Source organism: Aeromonas sp. MdU4 (assembly GCF_041929505.1).
Classification (GTDB): domain Bacteria; phylum Pseudomonadota; class Gammaproteobacteria; order Enterobacterales; family Aeromonadaceae; genus Aeromonas.
The window spans coordinates 122,560-140,332 of sequence record NZ_JBHFMW010000031.1 but is presented as its reverse complement, the minus strand read 5'-3'; the positions used below and the strand labels follow the sequence as shown (position 1 = coordinate 140,332).

Sequence of the window (17,773 nt, the reverse complement as noted above, 5' to 3'; positions counted from 1 at the left end):
TGCTGCCTGCTGGGCCGCCTGGATGTTGGCCAAGGGTTTCCGCTGTGCCGCGGTTCGAAACGAGCTGGCAGCCCGGCGAATCCAGTTTCGCCAAGTCTTCTCCCAGTCCAGCTTGACGGCCTTGGTGCCGGGCAGCGCCTGCCAGTAATCGGCGAACGTGGCCGCCTCCATCAAGATCCGCTCCCTGGGGAGCCCTATTTCCTGAATGGCCCACCTCCCCCACTCGCCAGGAAGCACCCAGTCGTTAGGCAAACGGGTACCTCGTCGCGGGGCTTCACTTGCGGGGCATTTTTTCCCCTGGGGGGATACAGGGGGGATCTTTATCTTTGGATCAATGACTGGTTCTAAAGAGTGACTGATTCTATGTGCAGCTCCTGCACTAGAGGTCTGTGCATCTGCTGCACATACCATGTGAATCTCCTTCACATCTGGATGTGCGGCTCCTGCACTATCAAGTGTCAGGATATACACGTTGGATCGCTTACCGGCAGGACCAATGCGAGAGCTCTTTTGTAGTAGCCCTGCCTCAGAAAGCGCATCTATATGGGTAATGACTGAACGCCTGGATATCTCACACTGATCGGCAATATGCTGATGAGAAGGCCAACACTCACCGGTATCGCTGGCGTTGTCCGCCAGCTTGATCAGAACGAGCTTTCGCAATGGGTTCCCCACTTTGATGCTCATGGCCTTAACCATCAGTAGCATGCTCATGCTGACATCTCCCGTTCCGTATACTCGCAAGCTGGGCACTCATAGACGTGATCGTCAGTACCGGTACGCAGCTCGCTGCCGCACATCGGGCAGTGATCTAAATCGGCACGAATGGGGTCGCCCCCAAGAGCTCTTGGTTCAATAGTCATGGTCTTGGTCCTGATTCAACAGCCCGGTGGTGAGGCGGGCGTGGTTGGTACTGGTTATGCGCTGGGCTGCTTCTCCGCGCGCTCGATCTTGCGGGCCTGCAGCTCACGTGACAGCCTGGTCGCGGTGCGGTCAGTGCCGGCAGCTTTAGCGATGGTGATCACTGAGTCGTCTTCCAGATGCAGGGCTAGCTCGTGCATAACGGCCTTAAGTACAACGTTGTCCCGATCGGTCACATGCTCGGGTTTCGGGCGGGTTCTTTGATTGCTGAACATGGTCGTTATCTCCCTAAAATGAAGTTGATCAGGCCGATGAGCTTTTGCACCGGCTTTTTGGGTCGTTCCTCGTCATAGACGGCTTCATCTTCCGGCGAGAAGGTCAGCAAGCCATGCTCTGGCAGCCCGTCTCCTTTCAGGATCTCCTCAACAGTCACTGGCGGATATCCCTGCTTGATAAGGCTACGATTGGCCCGTTTGACGGCTCTAGCCAGGATCTGGGGCTCATGCTTTGATATGGAATTGAGCAACATAAGCAACGAGGTGCGGGCAAATGCGGTTTCAGTCATTTGGAGCTCTGCCCCGACCTCCTGCCACACTTGGCGGTGTCCGACAGTGGCGCGCAGCCGCAGGGGTGACAACGTGTCCATTTTTTCGTGATCAGAGAGTGCTGGTCGTCCCATGGCCAAGGTCCTTTGGTGGTAGTGGTAGTGATAAGACGAGCCGGTGGTCAGGCGGCTTGCTGGGTTGTGATTTGCTCTGGCTGGTAATCATCCCAGCCCATATCGAGCGCATGGCCGCTCTTGATAACGAATCTCACAGCGTGGTTGGCGGGCACGATGCCCTTGTTCTGCTTCTTCCACTTGGTGAAGTTGCAGCGGCCAATGCCAATAGCCTCACTGGCCTTAGAGGCATTGCCGAAAAACTTTTCGACATCTTCAATGCGCATAGATTGGTCCTCATGGTTAGGTCTTTACACACTCATTTTGTTGCCAAAAGGAAATTAAAGTCAATATGGATGGTGACCCTTTGACAATCATCACCGCGTTAGACTTGGTGCATGAAAGCAACGTTGGTGAAGTAATGAAGAATTTTGCTGAACGCCTTGAGGCTCGGATGAAGGAGATGGGGGTTACCCCTGCCGATCTCAGCAGAAAGAGTGGGGTGAGCAAGGCGGTTATCAGTCGCATGCTGAATGAACCAGGGAGAGAGATCAGGGCCAGCAGCCTGATGTCTATTGGTAAAGCACTTCGGATAGACCCGGTGTGGTTGTTCTTGGGCCGCTCGGCAGACAGCTTGATCAGCGACATTGAATCTGGCCCTGGCCTTGTGCCGGTCTGGACTATGGCTGACTTGCAAAAAGACCATATAAGCGATGCTTGGCCGCACGCCAAGAAAGAAAAGACACTGGCTACAGAGCGTGATGGCCACATCTTTGCTCTTGAGGCTGACGACGATCAACTGAAAGAGTCTGGCATCATCAACGGCGTCCTCTGCCTTGTCGATCTGGGAGATACAACCCCAGACCACGGCGACATCATGCTGGTGAAGATACTCTCCAGCGAACAATTCCGCCTGCTTCGAGCCATCAAGGGTCTAGACTGCTGGAGGTATGGCGTTGACGACCCCCGAGTCGGAAGCCTGACAGCCAAAGAGTTGGTGACGCTCGGCAAGGTCGTAGAAGTCCGCAGATAACCTCAAACATCTCCATCTAAAACAAGCCCGCCTCGAGCGGGTTTTTTGTTGCCTAAAAAAAATTTCAGTTTCTTTTTGGCGCCACCATTGACACAAAGTTGTCTTTTGGCAACAATGAATCTGTTCCGTATTGGCAACCACTTGATGGATGCGATTACGGGAAGCAACCAAGACCGATACAGCAAGGGGCTGCGTGGAAGACGGTCAATTGTGGTGAAGGACTTGGGTAATGCCACACGAACGGTGAGAGCCCGGGTCGGCGACGTAACCGGCACCTCCGAAGCTGGCGGAGTAGAAAACCAGCAAAGAATTCTGTACCACCCAGCAATCAGGACCAGCCCCTAACCAGGGCAGAAGTGAAAAAGGCGCCTGACCAGCGCGTAAGAACGACAAAGCCCGCTCGAGGCGGGCTTTGAAGGACCAGGGTACCACCCCAAAGTCAGAGACGGCCGAGGGACCAACCCCGGCAATCAGGACCCCAGCATGACGAATCAAGTGGGAATCGGCGAGGACCAACTCGCCAACAGGAGTAAATGTAACATGACCAAGAGCATTTTTTCCAGAGCCGTACATTGCACAGACCAGATCCTTGCCACTATCGCCGACCACGTAAGCGGTAACAGAGCTCGCCGTGCCGCGCTTCATCGCCGCGTCAGCGCCATTGCCGACGATATTCGCCGCCAGAAGCTGGCAGACAAGCGCGCCATCGCCAACCAGCGCCTCGGCCGTATCCCACAAGGCCACCGCCTGATGCTGATCCTGACAGCACAGAACCACCGTGACGCCGTCTGACCCGGGGCTGGCGCTTCCCTAATAGCGCCGTAGCCAAAGCCTCTTTCTTCAAGCACCGCAAGGATGCTTTGGCTAACTGCAACCTGAATTCAGCGTTGTATCGCTCTTTAACAATATGGATGGGATGCCTCGAACGAAATCCACTTTCCCGGTGGATCTGCCCTGACCTGTAGAATCAGAAATTGGGTGGCTGGATGAGGTGATGTGTGCCTGACAAGGCACAACATCCAAGCGCCACTTGTGACGCTTGGATGTTGTGTAAACCCACATCGAATAAGTAGACCTGATGCCCCTAAGTCAAAAAATGCCCTGACAAAAAAGGTTCTATTTCTCCGATATCAAGTGGGGAATCACCATAAGGCTGGGCCCCAACAATATTTCCAATCGCAATAGCGGCAGGGCTGAAATAATAATGAACTCCACCTGTTTGCACATCAATACGTGAGAAAATTTGAATACTGGATAGTTTGCTTGGCTCAGTATACAAACGCATTACGTGCAGACTAAATCGAAGCTCCTTACAGATCTTGGCACATCCCGGTAGATCACTGACATAAAGATACGACCACATAACCACTCCATAGTTACAGAAACACAGACTTAAGCTGCATTAGTGGCGACGCTCCTGCGTTTTGTTGAAAAAGCGACTGGAAACCAATATCTGCCCCTGACGAATTTCAAACGGAGCCACATCGCATTTTTTAGCCCCAACCAACTCGGCAACGTCTTGAGCCCCAGGACTGAAGTAATAATGTATGCCACCCGTTAGCCCATCTAATTGGGGGAACACATGAACTGGCTCTGATGAACCATTGTTTGAACCACATTTCAAGGCACTAAGGCTATCCCTGATTACGTCAGATACAGTACGAAACTCTTTTAAATCAGTAAGATAAAGATAAGACCACATAACAACTTCTCCAATGCATACCAAATCCATATGACGCAGTTTCAGCCCACCACAACACCCGTCGAGGAGGTTAGACACAACCCATGAAACCGCTTTCTTAATGCATTGGGTAAAGGTAGCACCAAACCCACACAACTAGTAATGACATATCTGTCAGTTGACAGCTGATTTTGTTCTAAAAATACGAAAAGTGTGACGTACGAGGCCTATCTGGCTGCAGAACTACGCTGAACCACATCACTAAAGCCCAGCCCTATCGCTGGGCTTTTTGTTTTTACCACCACTGGACCCGACCATGAACCAACTTACTGAAGCCCAGGTGATGGGGCATATCGGCGCAACTGTGCCACCAGCCCACCGCGGTATTGAAGAGTATCAAGAGCGGCACGCCAATCTGCATTTAACGCAGTTGCATGAAAAGCCAAGACTCACTCTTTGCAAGCAGCAATAAATTAACCACCAGAGGACCAACCCCATGAATACACTAGCCAAAACCGAGATTACCGAACAGGTGAGTGAGACCTTCATCCCCGTCGCACCTCGCATGTATAGCGGTATCCCGAGCGATATTTACCACGGCAGTGACGGCGAATCGAAAAGTAGTCTGGATCTTGCTCTTATCTCGGGCCAGCACTACCGCTACTACAAAATTGATGGCAACCAGCAAAAGGAAACAACCCCATTTCGCGAAGGCAAGATCCTGCACAAAATCGTGCTGGAATTTGATGACTTCGAGAACGAGTACGCCATTGAGCCTGTATGGCCGGAGGATGCCTTTGTTGGTGCTGATCAGATGAAGGCTGCCATCGAGGAGTACAACGCCAGCCTCGAGAAGCGCCCCGAGCTGCAGGAGCTGGCTGATGCCATTGAGGCATACAACGCCAAGTTGATCCCACCTATCGAGTTGGGAGCCACAGTGGGTGATGCCGAAGCGGCATATTGCCAACTTCCCGAAAGTTTCCAGACCATCGGCGAAGATGACAAGCGCACAGCGACCGCACTCAAAGCGTGCGTCAAAGCCTACAACAACACGCTGACCAAGCCACTCAAGAGCAAGGGCAGCTATCAGGTAGTACTCGAGAGCTACGCCAAGATTGGAGCCAAGGAGCTGGAGCGCGCCGAGCGCATTGCCACGCTGCCGGATCCCCTCCCCCTGAGCGGCACCAAGGCCGAAATGGCAGAGAGGATCCGCACCTTCAAGCCTGACGCGAAATTCCTCGATGAGCTGAAAGAGCAATTCTGCGAGCAGGCAGGCGACAAGGTGATCGTGACCAACAACGAATACATCCACGCCCTGCGCTACCGCGAAGCTGTCCTGAATCACCCGGAAGCGGCCGTGCTGCTGGATGAAGGCGAGGCGGAAGCCAGCATCTACTGGCACCACCCTGAAACTGGCCAGATCCTCAAGTGCCGACCGGACTGGATGCGGCCAGATCACGTGCTGGTTGACCTTAAATTTGTGCGCAATGCCAGCGAGGCGGCATTTGCGCGCGATGGCTCGGCCCACAACTACCACATTCAGGACGCCCATTACACCGATGGATATGAAGTGGTAACGGGCTGCCCGGCCAGCTTTGTCTTTATCGCCGTAGAGAAGGATGGCCCGCTTGGACAGGACGTCTACAAGCCCATCATGGTCGGCGTCTACTTCTACAGCCAAGAAGACCGGCACCGCGGCCTCGAACTGCGCGATATGGCCGTGCGCAATATCCTCACCTGGCGCGAGCAAAACTACTACCCAGGCCACGATGGCATGGGAGAGATCACCGTGCCGCCCTACCAGGCTGCAGCAGAACGCCATCGCATCAACAACGAAGAGCCATTCACACCCACACAGGTCGGCAATGAACAGCGGGTTGAAGCCCTCCCTGAAAGCCTCTTCTAAGGATCCTCACTATGCAAAATTCAGTAGCAACCCAGAGCTCAACTCCGGTGCTGGCCAATGAGCGAGGCCAGGCAAACATGCTGAGCCTGATGATGAACATAGACTTCATGGCCAGCATCGAAAAGATGGCGACCATGATGGCAAGCGGAAAAGCGACCGTGCCTCAGCACCTGCGCGGTAACCAGGCAGACTGCTTCGCCATCTGCCTGCAATCTGTGCAATGGGGCATGAATCCCTTCCCTGTTGCGCAGAAAACCCACCTTGTGGGTGGAACGCTTGGCTATGAGGCTCAATTAGTCAACGCAGTAGTGGTCAACTCTGGTGTCATCAAGGGACGTTTTGACTATGAATTTTTTGGGCCGTGGGAACGTGTCATTGGCAAGTTCAAAGAGGTCCAGAGCAAAGACCCTGATAAAAAAGGCGCGGTTTACCGTGTGCCAGACTGGAGCTTTGCTGATGAAAAGGGGTGCGGTGTAAAGGTAATTGCGACGTTATCTAGCGGCCAAGTACGTGAGGTTGAATTGTTGCTGCAGCAGGCTCGCACGCGCAACTCGACACTCTGGGCTGATGACCCGAAGCAACAGTTGGCCTACCTCGGCGTGAAGCGCTGGGCCCGGCTCTACACCCCGGATGTGATCCTTGGCGTCTACTCAGTCGATGAGCTGGAAGAGCGTGAGATCAACCCTGACTTTACCCCAGCCGGACCAGATGGCAGCAACAAGTCAGCCACCGAAACTCTTGCTGAAAGAGCCGCAGCAAAGCGTGCTGCACAGCAAGCCGATGCTGCCAAAGGGGCTGTTATCGAGGGGCAAGCCGAAAGCGTCATCGAACAGCAGCATGGTGGGCCTGAACCTGAGGTACAGGAGGTAGATCCGGTTATCGCTGACCAGCTGGCTGAAGCCTTGTTCAAACTCGATATTGCTGAATCTGCGGGGGAACTACGATCGGCGCTATCGGAAATCACCAGCCTTGGCGACAAACTGAACGAGGAGCAGAAAACCCAAGCGAACGAAATCTATCGCACCAACCTCGTTCGCCTTGGTCTCGACAAGAAGAGAGCAGCCTAAATCCTACCTAAGCCCCGCCATCAACGGGGCTTATCACTTTCCTGACAGACCCCAGCCCCATGTCTACTACCAAGAACTAGGAGGTAGCATAATGGCAATCCTGATTGATAGTGGAACACCTGCAAGCGATAAGAACTTCTGGGCCACCACCTGGGAGTGCTTTTACGATGCGCAGGAGCTCTATGGCCGCCCATTTGATTGTGACGTTGCCGCCGAGCCGTCAACAACTAAGTGCAGCCGCTACTTCACCAGTCATCTACTGCTGGATAGGCTGCTTGACTACCGCTCCCGGGAAGAGGTGCTGGCACAAATCCGTGAGGCCGAGAACGAGCGCAGCGTATGCATTGGCCTTGATAGCCTGAATCTCAACTGGCCAGAGCACTGGTGGTGTAACCCACCCTTCGATTTCAAGCCTGAGTTCATAACCAAAGCGCGCCAGCAGCAAGCAAATGGCAAGCCTGGAATGATGTTGCTGCCATACGAGCCGCTGACTACATGGTGGCGCCGCTTGTTGGCCGATGAAGTGATCATCTACGAACCGAACGGCAGGTATCAATTCTACGAACGAGATGGCAAGACCAGAAAAAACGGAGCCAACTTCGGTTGCGCCCTGATTGCATTCCCCACCATGAAGGTTGGCCCATCCCCTCGCATCCCCTTTGCTCGCGGCATTGGCGCAAGACAAGCCGTCTGATACCCACCAGATACTCACCGCCTCCATCACAGATTCTGTGAATAACTCAGAGGTAACCAATGAAAACCATCGAAAGCCCCTACCGCGGTGCAGTGGTCATCGGGCTGGGTGTTGTCATGCCCCATCCCAAACAGCCCGACATGTTCGTCCTCCCAGGAGGCACGATATGCGATCGGCAAACCGCCGAAGCAGCGGCCCGCAAGATTCACATCTTGCAAACACAGAGCCACCAAAGGCTTCGGAGGTGAGCTATGCGCTACAGAAAGCCTATCATCCAACTAGGGTTAACCCGGGAGGAGGCTGCTGATGTGCGAGAACGATACCTGCGCATCAACCCCGGCGCCAAAGTCACCATCGACAGCCAACCAGATAACCCCCAACTCAAGATCCTGATAGCCCATCTCCCAGTCCTGCCGTTCAGTAAGGTCTGCGAACCCGGCTTTATGGGTTACCGGGGGTGGCGATGCTAACTGACCCCAACAAGCAGGCGGCTCTCGAGAGCGCCCTGCACCAGATAGCCCAACTTCAGGCCAGCCAACCAGTTGGCCTGTCTATTTCCACCTCAGATCCCCGCCCAAGCTTTCGCAGCAAAAGTATCGAGCGCGAGCACTGCCGCGATGTGTATCGGGCCCAATGCCCCTACGTCGGGATCTCGATCAGTATGAAGGATGCGAAATGAACATTGACTTGGAAAACCTGTGTGCCAGATCACTATGCCGATAACTAGATTTATCGGCACCATTTCTCCGCAGATAGACTCAGAACTCGTTTAATACCCTCAGTTGCACACCGAGTAAACTCTAGATGAGATATTAGTTCATCAGGTCTAAATGACGCTGATTCGTGTCTATCTGCAACAGTGAACCGACAAACATAACAAGTGTTATCCAAAGCATGTACGGTCATGATTGGACCATTACCTGCCTTCAAATGGACAAACTCACCAACTCTAAATTTTTCCATATACCACTCTCAAAATGAACCTGGTTACTATTAGCCAGGCAGGATTGATATGTTGCCAAATGTATCCTAAATAAGAGCTTGAACACTGAACAGAATTAAAAGAGATAACCCCCCTCGCCCGTGGCAAGGGCAGTCTGCAATAGCGCTGAGCAATAACGGCTCTTCCCTCCCATAACCCGGTGCCCCATCCTCAAGGACAGGAGGGCCACGCCATGCAACAACTTCAACTAATCGACCAGAGCAGCCAGCTGCTGGATGATCTGGTTAATACCGTGCTCTCCCCCACCCTTTCCCAATCAGCTAAGCTCGCCGAGATCGGCCGTATCCTGGCTCACTTCGATCTGCCTATCGAAACGCCGCGGGTAACCGGACAGCTCTGGAGCGCAACTGTTCTGGGTAAAGAGCTGGGGGTGAGCGCGCAAGCCATCGGCAGGCTGGCCAACCAGCACAACCTGAAAACCACCGAACTGGGAGAGTACCGCCTTGACCAGGCCGCCAATTCCCGCAAGCAAGTTCAAACCTTTTACTACAACCAGCTTGGGCGTCACCGGCTCGAGTCTCTTTTAACCGCGAGGACCACATGCAACGAAATTACATCTACCCATGTGCAAGATGGGTAAGGCCGCGCCTTTTTGAGGCATTAACAGGCATGACAGAAAAGGCCGCCGAGGGACGCCGCCTTAAGGGAGAGTGGCCAGAAGGAGTGATCTGGAAATATGGTCCAGATGGGCAGGTTCGCTACAGCATTGAGGAGTACGACAAGTGGGTAGAGTCAGCACAATAGATAACCAAGCCTCTCTGGTTGCAGGGCTGACTGGAGTCGAGGTGCACGGCAACAAGCTGCGGATCTGCTTCAGCTATAAGGGGCGCCGGTGCAGAGAGGTACTGGATGTACCTCTCACAAAAACAAACGTCAAATTTGCAGCAAATAAACTGGCTGCGATCAAGCACGAAATTGCCCTTGGCAGCTTTGACTATGCAAAGCACTTTCCAAACTCCAAAATGCTGACCCGCCTTGGTATGCGCACCACCACCAGGTTGACGCTTTCAGAGGCAGCAGTAGCCTTCATTGAGAGCGTTGGGCCTACCGTTGGTATCTCGACAAAGCGCTCGTATCGCAGTGCATTTCAAAGAATGACCATGTTTCTTGGCGAAGATATGCCCATAGCAGACTTGCTGCCTATGCATGTCGAAAGACTACGCAACCATTTACTCACTGATTGCCGTCCCAGAACGGTAAGAACCTACCTTGGGCATGTCGGAAACCTGCTTAATTGGTCTGCTAGAAACGAACTTATTGAGAGGAAGTTCGACGTACGTGTTACTGCCGCCAGGCTAAACACAGAGAAAAGCGCAGATCCTTTTGAACACTTCGAGTTTCAAAGACTAATTGAGGTTACAACTAACAGGCAGTTTAAGAACATTTTGCTGATCCTCGCCTACACTGGTATCCGTCCTGGTGAGCTGAGGGCCCTGAGCTGGGGTGACATAGATTTTGAAAATAAGCTCCTGCATGTTCGCAGAAACCTCACGCAGCAAAAGATGCAGTTCAAGCTCCCGAAGACAAACCGGACACGAATGGTTCACCTTTTGCCCCCAGCGCTGAACGCTCTACAGGATCAATTCAAGATAACTGGGGCACTTTTGGACACAGAGATTGACATGCACCTACCAGGTGGCATGATCGTGCGCCAAACATTGCGCCCTGTCTTCCGACCAACCAAAGTTGTGCCGGACAGGCCGCCTTTTTACTCCGGCGTGTTTCTGGTGGCACCATGGCGGGCAGCGATCAAGAAGTCTGGGGTTCGCTATCGCCGAGCCTATCAACTTAGGCATACTTATGCCAGTTGGAACATTACCGCTCACGGAAACCTTGCGTTCATAGCTGAACAAATGGGTCACAACTCTGCAAAAATGTTGCAAGAGGTCTATGGAAAATGGATCGAATCAGCAAGCCGAAGCGAGGTTGATTCGATCTGGAGTTCAATGCAAAAAAATGGGCATTTGCCCCAATAGCGCCCCAGAATTTTCAACCAGTGCGTTAATGCACTGATAATTTAGGAATTTTTTTACACACTATGTTAAGCAGCAATAACATCACCATGCAATTCGGCGCCAAGCCGCTGTTCGAGAACATCAACGTCAAGTTTGGCGGCGGCAACCGCTATGGCCTTATTGGCGCCAACGGCTGTGGCAAGTCCACCTTTATGAAGATCCTCGGCGGCGATCTTGAGCCCAGCGGCGGTAATGTGAGCCTGGACGTCAATGAGCGCATCGGTAAGCTGCGCCAGGATCAGTTCGCCTACGAAGATACCCGTGTTCTGGACGTGGTCATGATGGGTCACACCGAGCTGTGGGCGGCGATTGCCGAGCGTGATGCCATCTACGCCAACCTCGAAGCGACCGATGACGACTACATGAAGGCTGCCGAGCTGGAAGGGCTGGTCGCTGAATATGACGGCTACACCGCCGAAGCGCGTGCCGGTCAGTTGCTGCTGGGTGCCGGTATCCCTATCGAGCAGCACAACGGCCCGATGAGTGAAGTGGCCCCGGGCTGGAAGCTGCGGGTGCTGCTGGCACAGGCGCTGTTCTCCAACCCTGACATCCTGCTGCTGGACGAACCAACCAACAACCTGGATATCAACACCATTCGCTGGCTGGAGCAGGTGCTCAACGATCGTGAAAGCACCATGATCATCATCTCTCACGACCGTCACTTCCTGAACTCCGTCTGTACCCACATGGCGGATCTGGACTACGGCGAGCTGCGCGTTTATCCGGGCAACTACGATGACTACATGCTGGCCGCCACTCAGGCCCGCGAGCGTCTGCTGGCCGACAACGCCAAGAAGAAGGCCCAGATCGCCGATCTGCAATCCTTCGTCTCCCGTTTTAGTGCCAACGCCTCCAAGTCCAGCCAGGCCACCTCCCGCCTCAAGCAGATCGACAAGATCAAGATTGAGGAAGTGAAGGTCTCCAGCCGTCAGAACCCCTTCATCCGCTTCGAGCAGGAGAAGAAGCTCTACCGCAACATCCTGGAAATCGAAGGTGTATCCAAAGGCTACGGCGAGGCGCCCCTGTTCAAAGGCCTCAACATGATGCTGGAAGTGGGCGAGAAGGTCGCCATTCTGGGTACCAACGGTATCGGTAAATCGACCCTGATCAAAACCCTGGTAGGCGCGCTGGCACCGGACACCGGCACCATCAAGTGGTCCGAAAACGCCCAGATCGGTTACTACGCTCAGGATCACGCCGAGGATTTCGATACCGATCTCAATGTGTTTGACTGGATGGCCCAGTGGAAACAGGAGAACGAAGACGAGCAGGCAGTTCGCTCTATCCTCGGTCGTCTGCTGTTCACTCAGGACGATATCAAAAAGCCGGTCAAGGTGCTCTCTGGTGGTGAACAGGGCCGTATGCTGTTTGGCAAGCTGATGATGCAGCGTCCCAACATCCTGATCATGGATGAACCGACCAACCACCTGGACATGGAATCTATCGAATCCTTGAACCTGGCACTCGAGATGTACAAGGGCACCCTGATCTTCGTCTCCCACGACCGCGAATTCGTCTCCTCCCTGGCGACCCGCATCCTGGAGCTGAGCGAAGACGGTATCCGTGACTTCGGCGGTACCTACGAGGATTATCTGCGCACTCAGGGCGTGGTATAACCCCTCCCCTGCGCAAGTTCGCAGTGAAAAACCGGCACTCACGTGCCGGTTTTTTTATATCCCGTGTTTAGACGACTGATATGGCATATGACTCAGGTAAGACCACAGAAAGCCGCAGAGCAACGCAGAAACAGTAAAGAGCAGAGAGCAGAGAGCAGAGAGCAGAGAGCAGAGAGCAGAGAGCAGAGAGCAGAGAGCAGAGAGCAGAGCTTGAGTATATCCCTCCGCCCACAGATAAAAAAACGGCTCCATCAAGGAGCCGTTTTCAATGGGTTGCGCAGAGCCGATTACTCGACGGTCGCTTCCACACTGGTGAAGTACTCGATCTTGGCCGCTTTGCGCAGCTCGTCGATCAGAGACTTGTAATCCACCTGGGCTTTGCCCTGACCCAGCTGACCTTGCAGCATGGCGGCCATGCCGGATGCTGCGGCAGGTACGTTGACCTTGTCCAGCGCAACCACCACGCGATCGCCGTTGGTCTCGGCAACCAGTGCCACACTCGGCTTGCCATCTTTCGGATGGGGCAACATGAACGCCTGGGCAATCAGGTTCTGATCCAGTTCGCGATCGAAGCGAGCAACCCCTTTGTGGGTCTCCACTTTCAGACCGAGCGCAGTCAGATCGGCATTGATGCTCTCGCCAACCTTCAGCTTGTCCAACAGACCCTGAGCCTTGCCACGGGCCACTTCACCGGCCTTGTCATGCTTGATGGCGGCAATCACCTGCTCTTTCACTTCAGCCAGCGGCTTGACGGCTTTGGGCTGGTGACCGGTGATGTGCAGCACCAGTGCCTTGCCATCCGCCAGCTCGATCACGTCGGAGTTGGTGTTGTCATCGCGCAGTTGCTCGGAGAACGCCACGGAAAGCACCTTGGGATCGTTGAGCGGAGCAGGTGCCGTGGTCTGACTGAAGTAGTTGGAGGATTGAACCTTCAGGCCCATCGCCTCGGCAGTCAGATCGAGTGAGTCCGGGTTTTCGAAGCTGTTATCAGCCATCTTCTGCTGCTCGGCAAAGAACAGCTCCTTGGCCTTGTCAGTTTGCAGACGAGTGATGGTCTCTTCCTTCACATCGGCAAATGGCTTGGTCTGGGCAGCTTCAACACCTAACAGCTTGATGATGTGAAAACCGAATGGGCTCTTCACCACGGCAGAGAGATCGCCCGCCTTGTTCAGGGCGAACGCGGCTTTCTCGAAGGCAGGATCCATCACCCCTTTCTCGAACCAGTCCAGCTCGCCGCCTTTTTTGGCGGAGAAGGTATCGGCAGAGTCAGCCTTGGCCAGCGCAGCGAAATCGTCACCCGCCTTGGCTTTGGCCAGCACGGATTGTGCTTTCTGCTCGGCTGCTTTCTCGTCCTTGCCAAACGGGATCAGGATGTGGGCCACATGACGACGCTCGGCACGCTGGAACAGATCCTGATGCTGGTCGTAGTAATCCTGGGCATCCTGTTCAGTAACCTTGATCTCCTTGCCAAGGTTGGCAGCATCCAGCAGCAGGTAGTCGACCTTGACCTGCTCATCATTCATGAAACGAGCGCCATTGGTCTTGTAATACTGATCCAGCTCGTTGTCGGAGACCTGAACATCATCCACATAATTGGCGGCGGCCAGACGCACCAGACGCAGATCGCGAGTCTGGTTGTAGAGCTTGTCGAGCTGCTCAGCTTCACCCTTGAGGGAGAATTCAGTACCCAGCAGGGCACTCATCAACTGTTGGCGTACCATGTCCTGGCGCAGTGAATCGCGGAACATTTCAGGGGTCATGCCAGCACGGCGGATCAGTTGCAGATAGCGATCGTTGTTGAACTTGCCGTTCTCGGCAAACTCCGGCATGGCTACGATGGATTGCTTGATCTGTTCATCGCTGATGCGCAGGCCCAGTTCACGAGCCTTGCTGTCCAGCAACGCCTGATCGATCAGGCGATCCAGCACACCACGGCGGAACTGCTTCATGTAATCGGGGTTAGCGGCCAGCTGGCTGAATGCCTCTCCCATCTGGGATTCCATGCGGGCGCGCTCGTTACGGTAAGCGTTTTCCAGTGCCGCAGCACTGATCTCGGTGCCATTGACGGTGGCGGGGGCGGTACGGGCCGGGCCGTTCAGGTAACTACCTACACCAGCCAAGGCAAAGGAGAGGATGATCAGACCCAAGATAACCTTGGCTACCTTGCCCTGCGCCCCTTCGCGTAGTTTATCCAACATCATGTTTGTACTTATGCTCCCGAACTCGATGGGCGTAAACAATAAAAAGGCGCACCGATTGCGATGCGCCTTGGTCAATCAGTATGAGAGAAGACTCTCTAACTTGTCTGGTCTGCGACCAAGGACGGTAGCCGACGGATATCAGCGCCCGACTTAGTTAACAGCGTCTTTCAGGGCCTTACCGGCTTTGAAGGCAGGAACTTTACCAGCAGCGATTTCGATGGTCGCGCCAGTTTGCGGGTTACGGCCAGAACGGGCAGCACGCTCACGCACAGCGAAAGTGCCGAAACCAACCAGAGCTACCTGGTCACCCTCTTTCAGAGCTTCACCTACAGCATCAATGAAGGCATCCAACGCACGGCCAGCAGCAGCCTTGGAGATATCAGCACCGTCTGCAATCTTGTCAATCAGTTGAGATTTATTCACTCTTATATTCCCCTTTTATCGAACACCGCTGCGGCGCTGATTTCCCTGGCCACAACAAGTGGAGGTTTTATAGCAAGCCTCCTGATCAGTTGCAAGTGACAATCTGGCGCAAACCCGCGCCACACAACGTATTGCGACTCATCACGAGTACCCGATCGGTGGTCAAGGCTACTTCCGTTATCGGGCGCATGCAAGCCTTAACCACCCACCGAATGCGCCAAATTTGCGGCGCATCAACATTTACACGACAGAAACGCGTTCAAACCCCTGTGGATTGTCCTGCAACGCCAGTTCCAGCACCTCGTCAATCCAGCGAACCGGATAAATTTCAAGGTCTTGTTTGACGTTTGCCGGGATCTCCTCAAGGTCACGCTCGTTCTCTTTCGGAATAAGCACTCGCTTGATGCCGCCACGATGAGCTGCCAGCAACTTCTCCTTGAGACCACCGATGGGCAGCACTTCGCCGCGCAAGGTGATCTCCCCTGTCATGGCCACATCCGCACGAACCGGATTACCGGTCAAGCTGGAGACCAGGGCGGTACACATGGCGATACCGGCACTCGGACCATCTTTCGGGGTTGCCCCTTCCGGTACGTGCACATGGATATCGCGCTTCTCGTAGAAGTCGGCATTGATGCGCAACTTCTCGGCTCGAGTCCGTACCACTGTCATGGCCGCCTGGATAGACTCCTGCATCACTTCACCGAGCGAACCGGTATAAGTGAGCTTGCCCTTGCCCGGCATGTTGGTGGTTTCGATGGTAAGCAGATCGCCACCCACTTCGGTCCACGCCAAGCCGCATACCTGACCAACCTGGTTCTGGTCGGTGGCCTTGCCGTAATCGAACCGCTGTACCCCGAGGAACTCCTTGAGGTTGGCCTGATTGACCTGAACATGCTTGATGCTCTTGTCCAGCAGGATGCGCTTGACCGCCTTGCGACAAATCTTGGATATCTCGCGCTCCAGACTCCGTACCCCCGCCTCGCGGGTGTAGTAACGGATCACCCCGACCAACGCTGAATCCTCAATGGTGATCTCGGACTCTTTCAGGCCGTTGCGCTGGATCTGCTTGGCAACCAGATGCTGCTTGGCAATGTTGAGCTTCTCATCTTCGGTGTAACCGGAGAGACGGATCACTTCCATCCGGTCCAACAACGGACCCGGGATGTTCATGGAGTTGGAGGTGGCCACGAACATCACGTCCGACAGGTCATAATCCACTTCCAGGTAGTGATCGTTGAAGCTGTTGTTCTGTTCCGGATCGAGCACTTCCAGCAAGGCAGACGCGGGATCGCCACGCATGTCCGAGCTCATCTTGTCGATCTCGTCGAGCAGGAACAGCGGGTTCTTCACGCCGACTTTCGCCATCTTCTGGATGAGCTTGCCTGGCATGGAACCGATATAGGTACGACGGTGACCGCGGATCTCCGCCTCGTCACGCACCCCACCGAGGGCCATCCGCACATATTTGCGGCCAGTCGCCTTGGCGATGGATTGGCCCAACGAGGTCTTGCCCACACCGGGAGGGCCAACCAGACAGAGGATGGGGCCCTTGAGCTTGTTCACCCGCGCCTGTACCGCCAGATATTCGAGAATGCGATCCTTGACCTTCTCCAGGCCATAGTGATCGGCATCCAGTACCTCTTGCGCCTTGCCCAGATCTTTCTTGACCTTGGAGCGCGCCTTCCACGGCACCTGAACCATCCAGTCCACATAGCTACGAACTACGGTAGCCTCGGCGGACATGGGCGACATCATTTTCAACTTGGCAAGCTCGGCCTGCGCCTTTTCACGGGCATCTTCCGGCATGCCAGCCTCTTCAATCTTGCGATTGAGCGCTTCAAACTCATCCGGGCTGTCTTCCAGCTCACCCAGCTCTTTCTGAATGGCCTTCATCTGCTCGTTGAGGTAATACTCGCGCTGGCTCTTTTCCATCTGCTTCTTGACGCGCGTGCGGATGCGCTTCTCGACCTGCAGCAGGTCAATCTCCGACTCCATCATCGCCATCAGGAATTCGATGCGCTCGGAGACCGAAACGATCTCCAATACCTTCTGCTTGTCTTCCAGCTTGAGCGGCATATGGGCCGCCATGGTGTCGGCCAGGCGCGCAGCATCGTCGATCGCCGAAATCGAGGTGAGCACCTCGGGCGGGATCTTCTTGTTGAGCTTGATATAGCCTTCAAACTGGCCGATGGCAGAGCGAACCAGGACTTCCTGATCCTTCTCCTCAATGGCTTGGGAGGGGATGTACTGGGCCTCGCAGACAAAGAAATCCTTGTCGTCGATCATCCGCTCCAGGCGGGCGCGCTGCCCCCCCTCTACCAGCACCTTGACGGTGCCGTCCGGCAGCTTGAGCATCTGCAGAATATTGGCCACTGTCCCGACGGTGAAGATCTCCTCCACGGTCGGCTCATCGGTTGACGCATCCTTCTGGGCCACCAGCAGAACTTTCTTGTCCTGCTCCATGGCCGCTTCCAGACAGCGAATGGATTTTTCCCGCCCCACAAAGAGTGGAATGACCATGTGGGGATAAACCACCACGTCACGAAGAGGCAGGACGGGAATCTCGATGCGTTCTGAACGCTCTAGGTTCATATATGTCCTCTCGGCTTGTT

The 17,773-nt window shown here is 54.4% G+C and carries 20 protein-coding genes; 10 read left to right on the top strand and 10 right to left on the bottom strand.

Annotated features, from left to right (window positions below; all coding sequences use genetic code 11):
* The 5 genes from ACE1BR_RS19065 to ACE1BR_RS19045 all read right to left on the bottom strand — a co-directional run.
* A partial coding sequence (locus ACE1BR_RS19065) for a helix-turn-helix domain-containing protein (protein WP_374873061.1) occupies positions 1-714 on the bottom strand: 714 nt, incomplete at its 3' end.
* On the bottom strand, positions 711-863 hold the full coding sequence (locus ACE1BR_RS19060; protein ID WP_374873059.1) for a hypothetical protein: 153 nt from the start codon (positions 861-863) through the stop codon (positions 711-713). The genes ACE1BR_RS19065 and ACE1BR_RS19060, both read right to left, overlap by 4 nt.
* A gap of 54 nt (positions 864-917) precedes the next feature.
* Positions 918-1,136, bottom strand: a complete 219-nt coding sequence (locus ACE1BR_RS19055; RefSeq protein ID WP_374873057.1) for a hypothetical protein — start codon at positions 1,134-1,136, stop codon at positions 918-920.
* 5 nt (positions 1,137-1,141) lie between these two features.
* Complete coding sequence (locus tag ACE1BR_RS19050) at positions 1,142-1,540, bottom strand: hypothetical protein (RefSeq protein WP_374873055.1); 399 nt, start codon at positions 1,538-1,540, stop codon at positions 1,142-1,144.
* Between the two features lie 47 nt (positions 1,541-1,587).
* The gene (locus ACE1BR_RS19045; RefSeq protein WP_374873053.1) at positions 1,588-1,806 is read right to left on the bottom strand and encodes a hypothetical protein; all 219 of its coding nucleotides are present in this window, start codon (positions 1,804-1,806) and stop codon (positions 1,588-1,590) included.
* Between the two features lie 80 nt (positions 1,807-1,886).
* On the opposite strand from ACE1BR_RS19045, the gene ACE1BR_RS19040 reads away from it, so the two are divergent.
* Positions 1,887-2,552, top strand: a complete 666-nt coding sequence (locus ACE1BR_RS19040) for a helix-turn-helix domain-containing protein (protein ID WP_374873051.1) — start codon at positions 1,887-1,889, stop codon at positions 2,550-2,552.
* A gap of 540 nt (positions 2,553-3,092) precedes the next feature.
* Positions 3,093-3,344, top strand: a complete 252-nt coding sequence (locus ACE1BR_RS19035) for a hypothetical protein (RefSeq protein WP_374873049.1) — start codon at positions 3,093-3,095, stop codon at positions 3,342-3,344.
* Between the two features lie 292 nt (positions 3,345-3,636).
* On the opposite strand, the gene ACE1BR_RS19030 is transcribed toward ACE1BR_RS19035, so the two are convergent.
* Both ACE1BR_RS19030 and ACE1BR_RS19025 read right to left on the bottom strand, forming a co-directional pair.
* On the bottom strand, positions 3,637-3,915 hold the full coding sequence (locus tag ACE1BR_RS19030; protein WP_374873047.1) for a hypothetical protein: 279 nt from the start codon (positions 3,913-3,915) through the stop codon (positions 3,637-3,639).
* Positions 3,916-3,954: 39 nt separating this feature from the next.
* A complete protein-coding gene (locus ACE1BR_RS19025; protein ID WP_374873045.1) occupies positions 3,955-4,254 on the bottom strand; it encodes a hypothetical protein in 300 nt (99 codons plus the stop codon).
* 295 nt (positions 4,255-4,549) lie between these two features.
* Here ACE1BR_RS19025 and ACE1BR_RS19020 point away from each other — a divergent pair, with 295 nt between their 5' ends.
* From ACE1BR_RS19020 to ACE1BR_RS18985, 8 genes are all read left to right on the top strand, one after another.
* Entirely contained in the window at positions 4,550-4,705 is a 156-nt protein-coding gene (locus ACE1BR_RS19020; protein ID WP_374873043.1) for a hypothetical protein, read from the top strand.
* A 24-nt stretch (positions 4,706-4,729) separates the two neighbouring features.
* Positions 4,730-6,139: a PD-(D/E)XK nuclease-like domain-containing protein gene (locus ACE1BR_RS19015; RefSeq protein ID WP_374873041.1), complete on the top strand. Its 1,410-nt coding sequence runs from the start codon at positions 4,730-4,732 to the stop codon at positions 6,137-6,139.
* Positions 6,140-6,150: 11 nt separating this feature from the next.
* Complete coding sequence (locus ACE1BR_RS19010) at positions 6,151-7,206, top strand: RecT family recombinase (RefSeq protein WP_374873039.1); 1,056 nt, start codon at positions 6,151-6,153, stop codon at positions 7,204-7,206.
* 91 nt (positions 7,207-7,297) lie between these two features.
* Positions 7,298-7,900, top strand: a complete 603-nt coding sequence (locus ACE1BR_RS19005; protein WP_374873037.1) for a DNA N-6-adenine-methyltransferase — start codon at positions 7,298-7,300, stop codon at positions 7,898-7,900.
* 463 nt (positions 7,901-8,363) lie between these two features.
* A complete protein-coding gene (locus ACE1BR_RS19000) occupies positions 8,364-8,579 on the top strand; it encodes a hypothetical protein (RefSeq protein ID WP_374873035.1) in 216 nt (71 codons plus the stop codon).
* Positions 8,580-9,075: 496 nt separating this feature from the next.
* The gene (locus ACE1BR_RS18995; protein WP_374873033.1) at positions 9,076-9,483 is read left to right on the top strand and encodes a hypothetical protein; all 408 of its coding nucleotides are present in this window, start codon (positions 9,076-9,078) and stop codon (positions 9,481-9,483) included.
* Between the two features lie 205 nt (positions 9,484-9,688).
* Positions 9,689-10,879: an Arm DNA-binding domain-containing protein gene (locus ACE1BR_RS18990; protein ID WP_374873031.1), complete on the top strand. Its 1,191-nt coding sequence runs from the start codon at positions 9,689-9,691 to the stop codon at positions 10,877-10,879.
* A gap of 62 nt (positions 10,880-10,941) precedes the next feature.
* Complete coding sequence (locus ACE1BR_RS18985) at positions 10,942-12,534, top strand: ABC-F family ATPase (protein WP_374873029.1); 1,593 nt, start codon at positions 10,942-10,944, stop codon at positions 12,532-12,534.
* Positions 12,535-12,821: 287 nt separating this feature from the next.
* On the opposite strand, the gene ppiD is transcribed toward ACE1BR_RS18985, so the two are convergent.
* The 3 genes from ppiD to lon form a co-directional block, all read right to left on the bottom strand.
* Positions 12,822-14,735 carry a peptidylprolyl isomerase gene (ppiD, locus tag ACE1BR_RS18980; protein WP_374873027.1) on the bottom strand — a complete coding sequence of 638 codons (1,914 nt, stop codon included), beginning with the start codon at positions 14,733-14,735 and terminating at the stop codon, positions 12,822-12,824.
* 150 nt (positions 14,736-14,885) lie between these two features.
* Positions 14,886-15,158 carry a nucleoid-associated protein HU-beta gene (gene hupB, locus ACE1BR_RS18975; RefSeq protein ID WP_005315375.1) on the bottom strand — a complete coding sequence of 91 codons (273 nt, stop codon included), beginning with the start codon at positions 15,156-15,158 and terminating at the stop codon, positions 14,886-14,888.
* Between the two features lie 240 nt (positions 15,159-15,398).
* Complete coding sequence (gene lon, locus ACE1BR_RS18970; RefSeq protein ID WP_182939496.1) at positions 15,399-17,753, bottom strand: endopeptidase La; 2,355 nt, start codon at positions 17,751-17,753, stop codon at positions 15,399-15,401.
* Positions 17,754-17,773 lie beyond the last annotated feature (20 nt).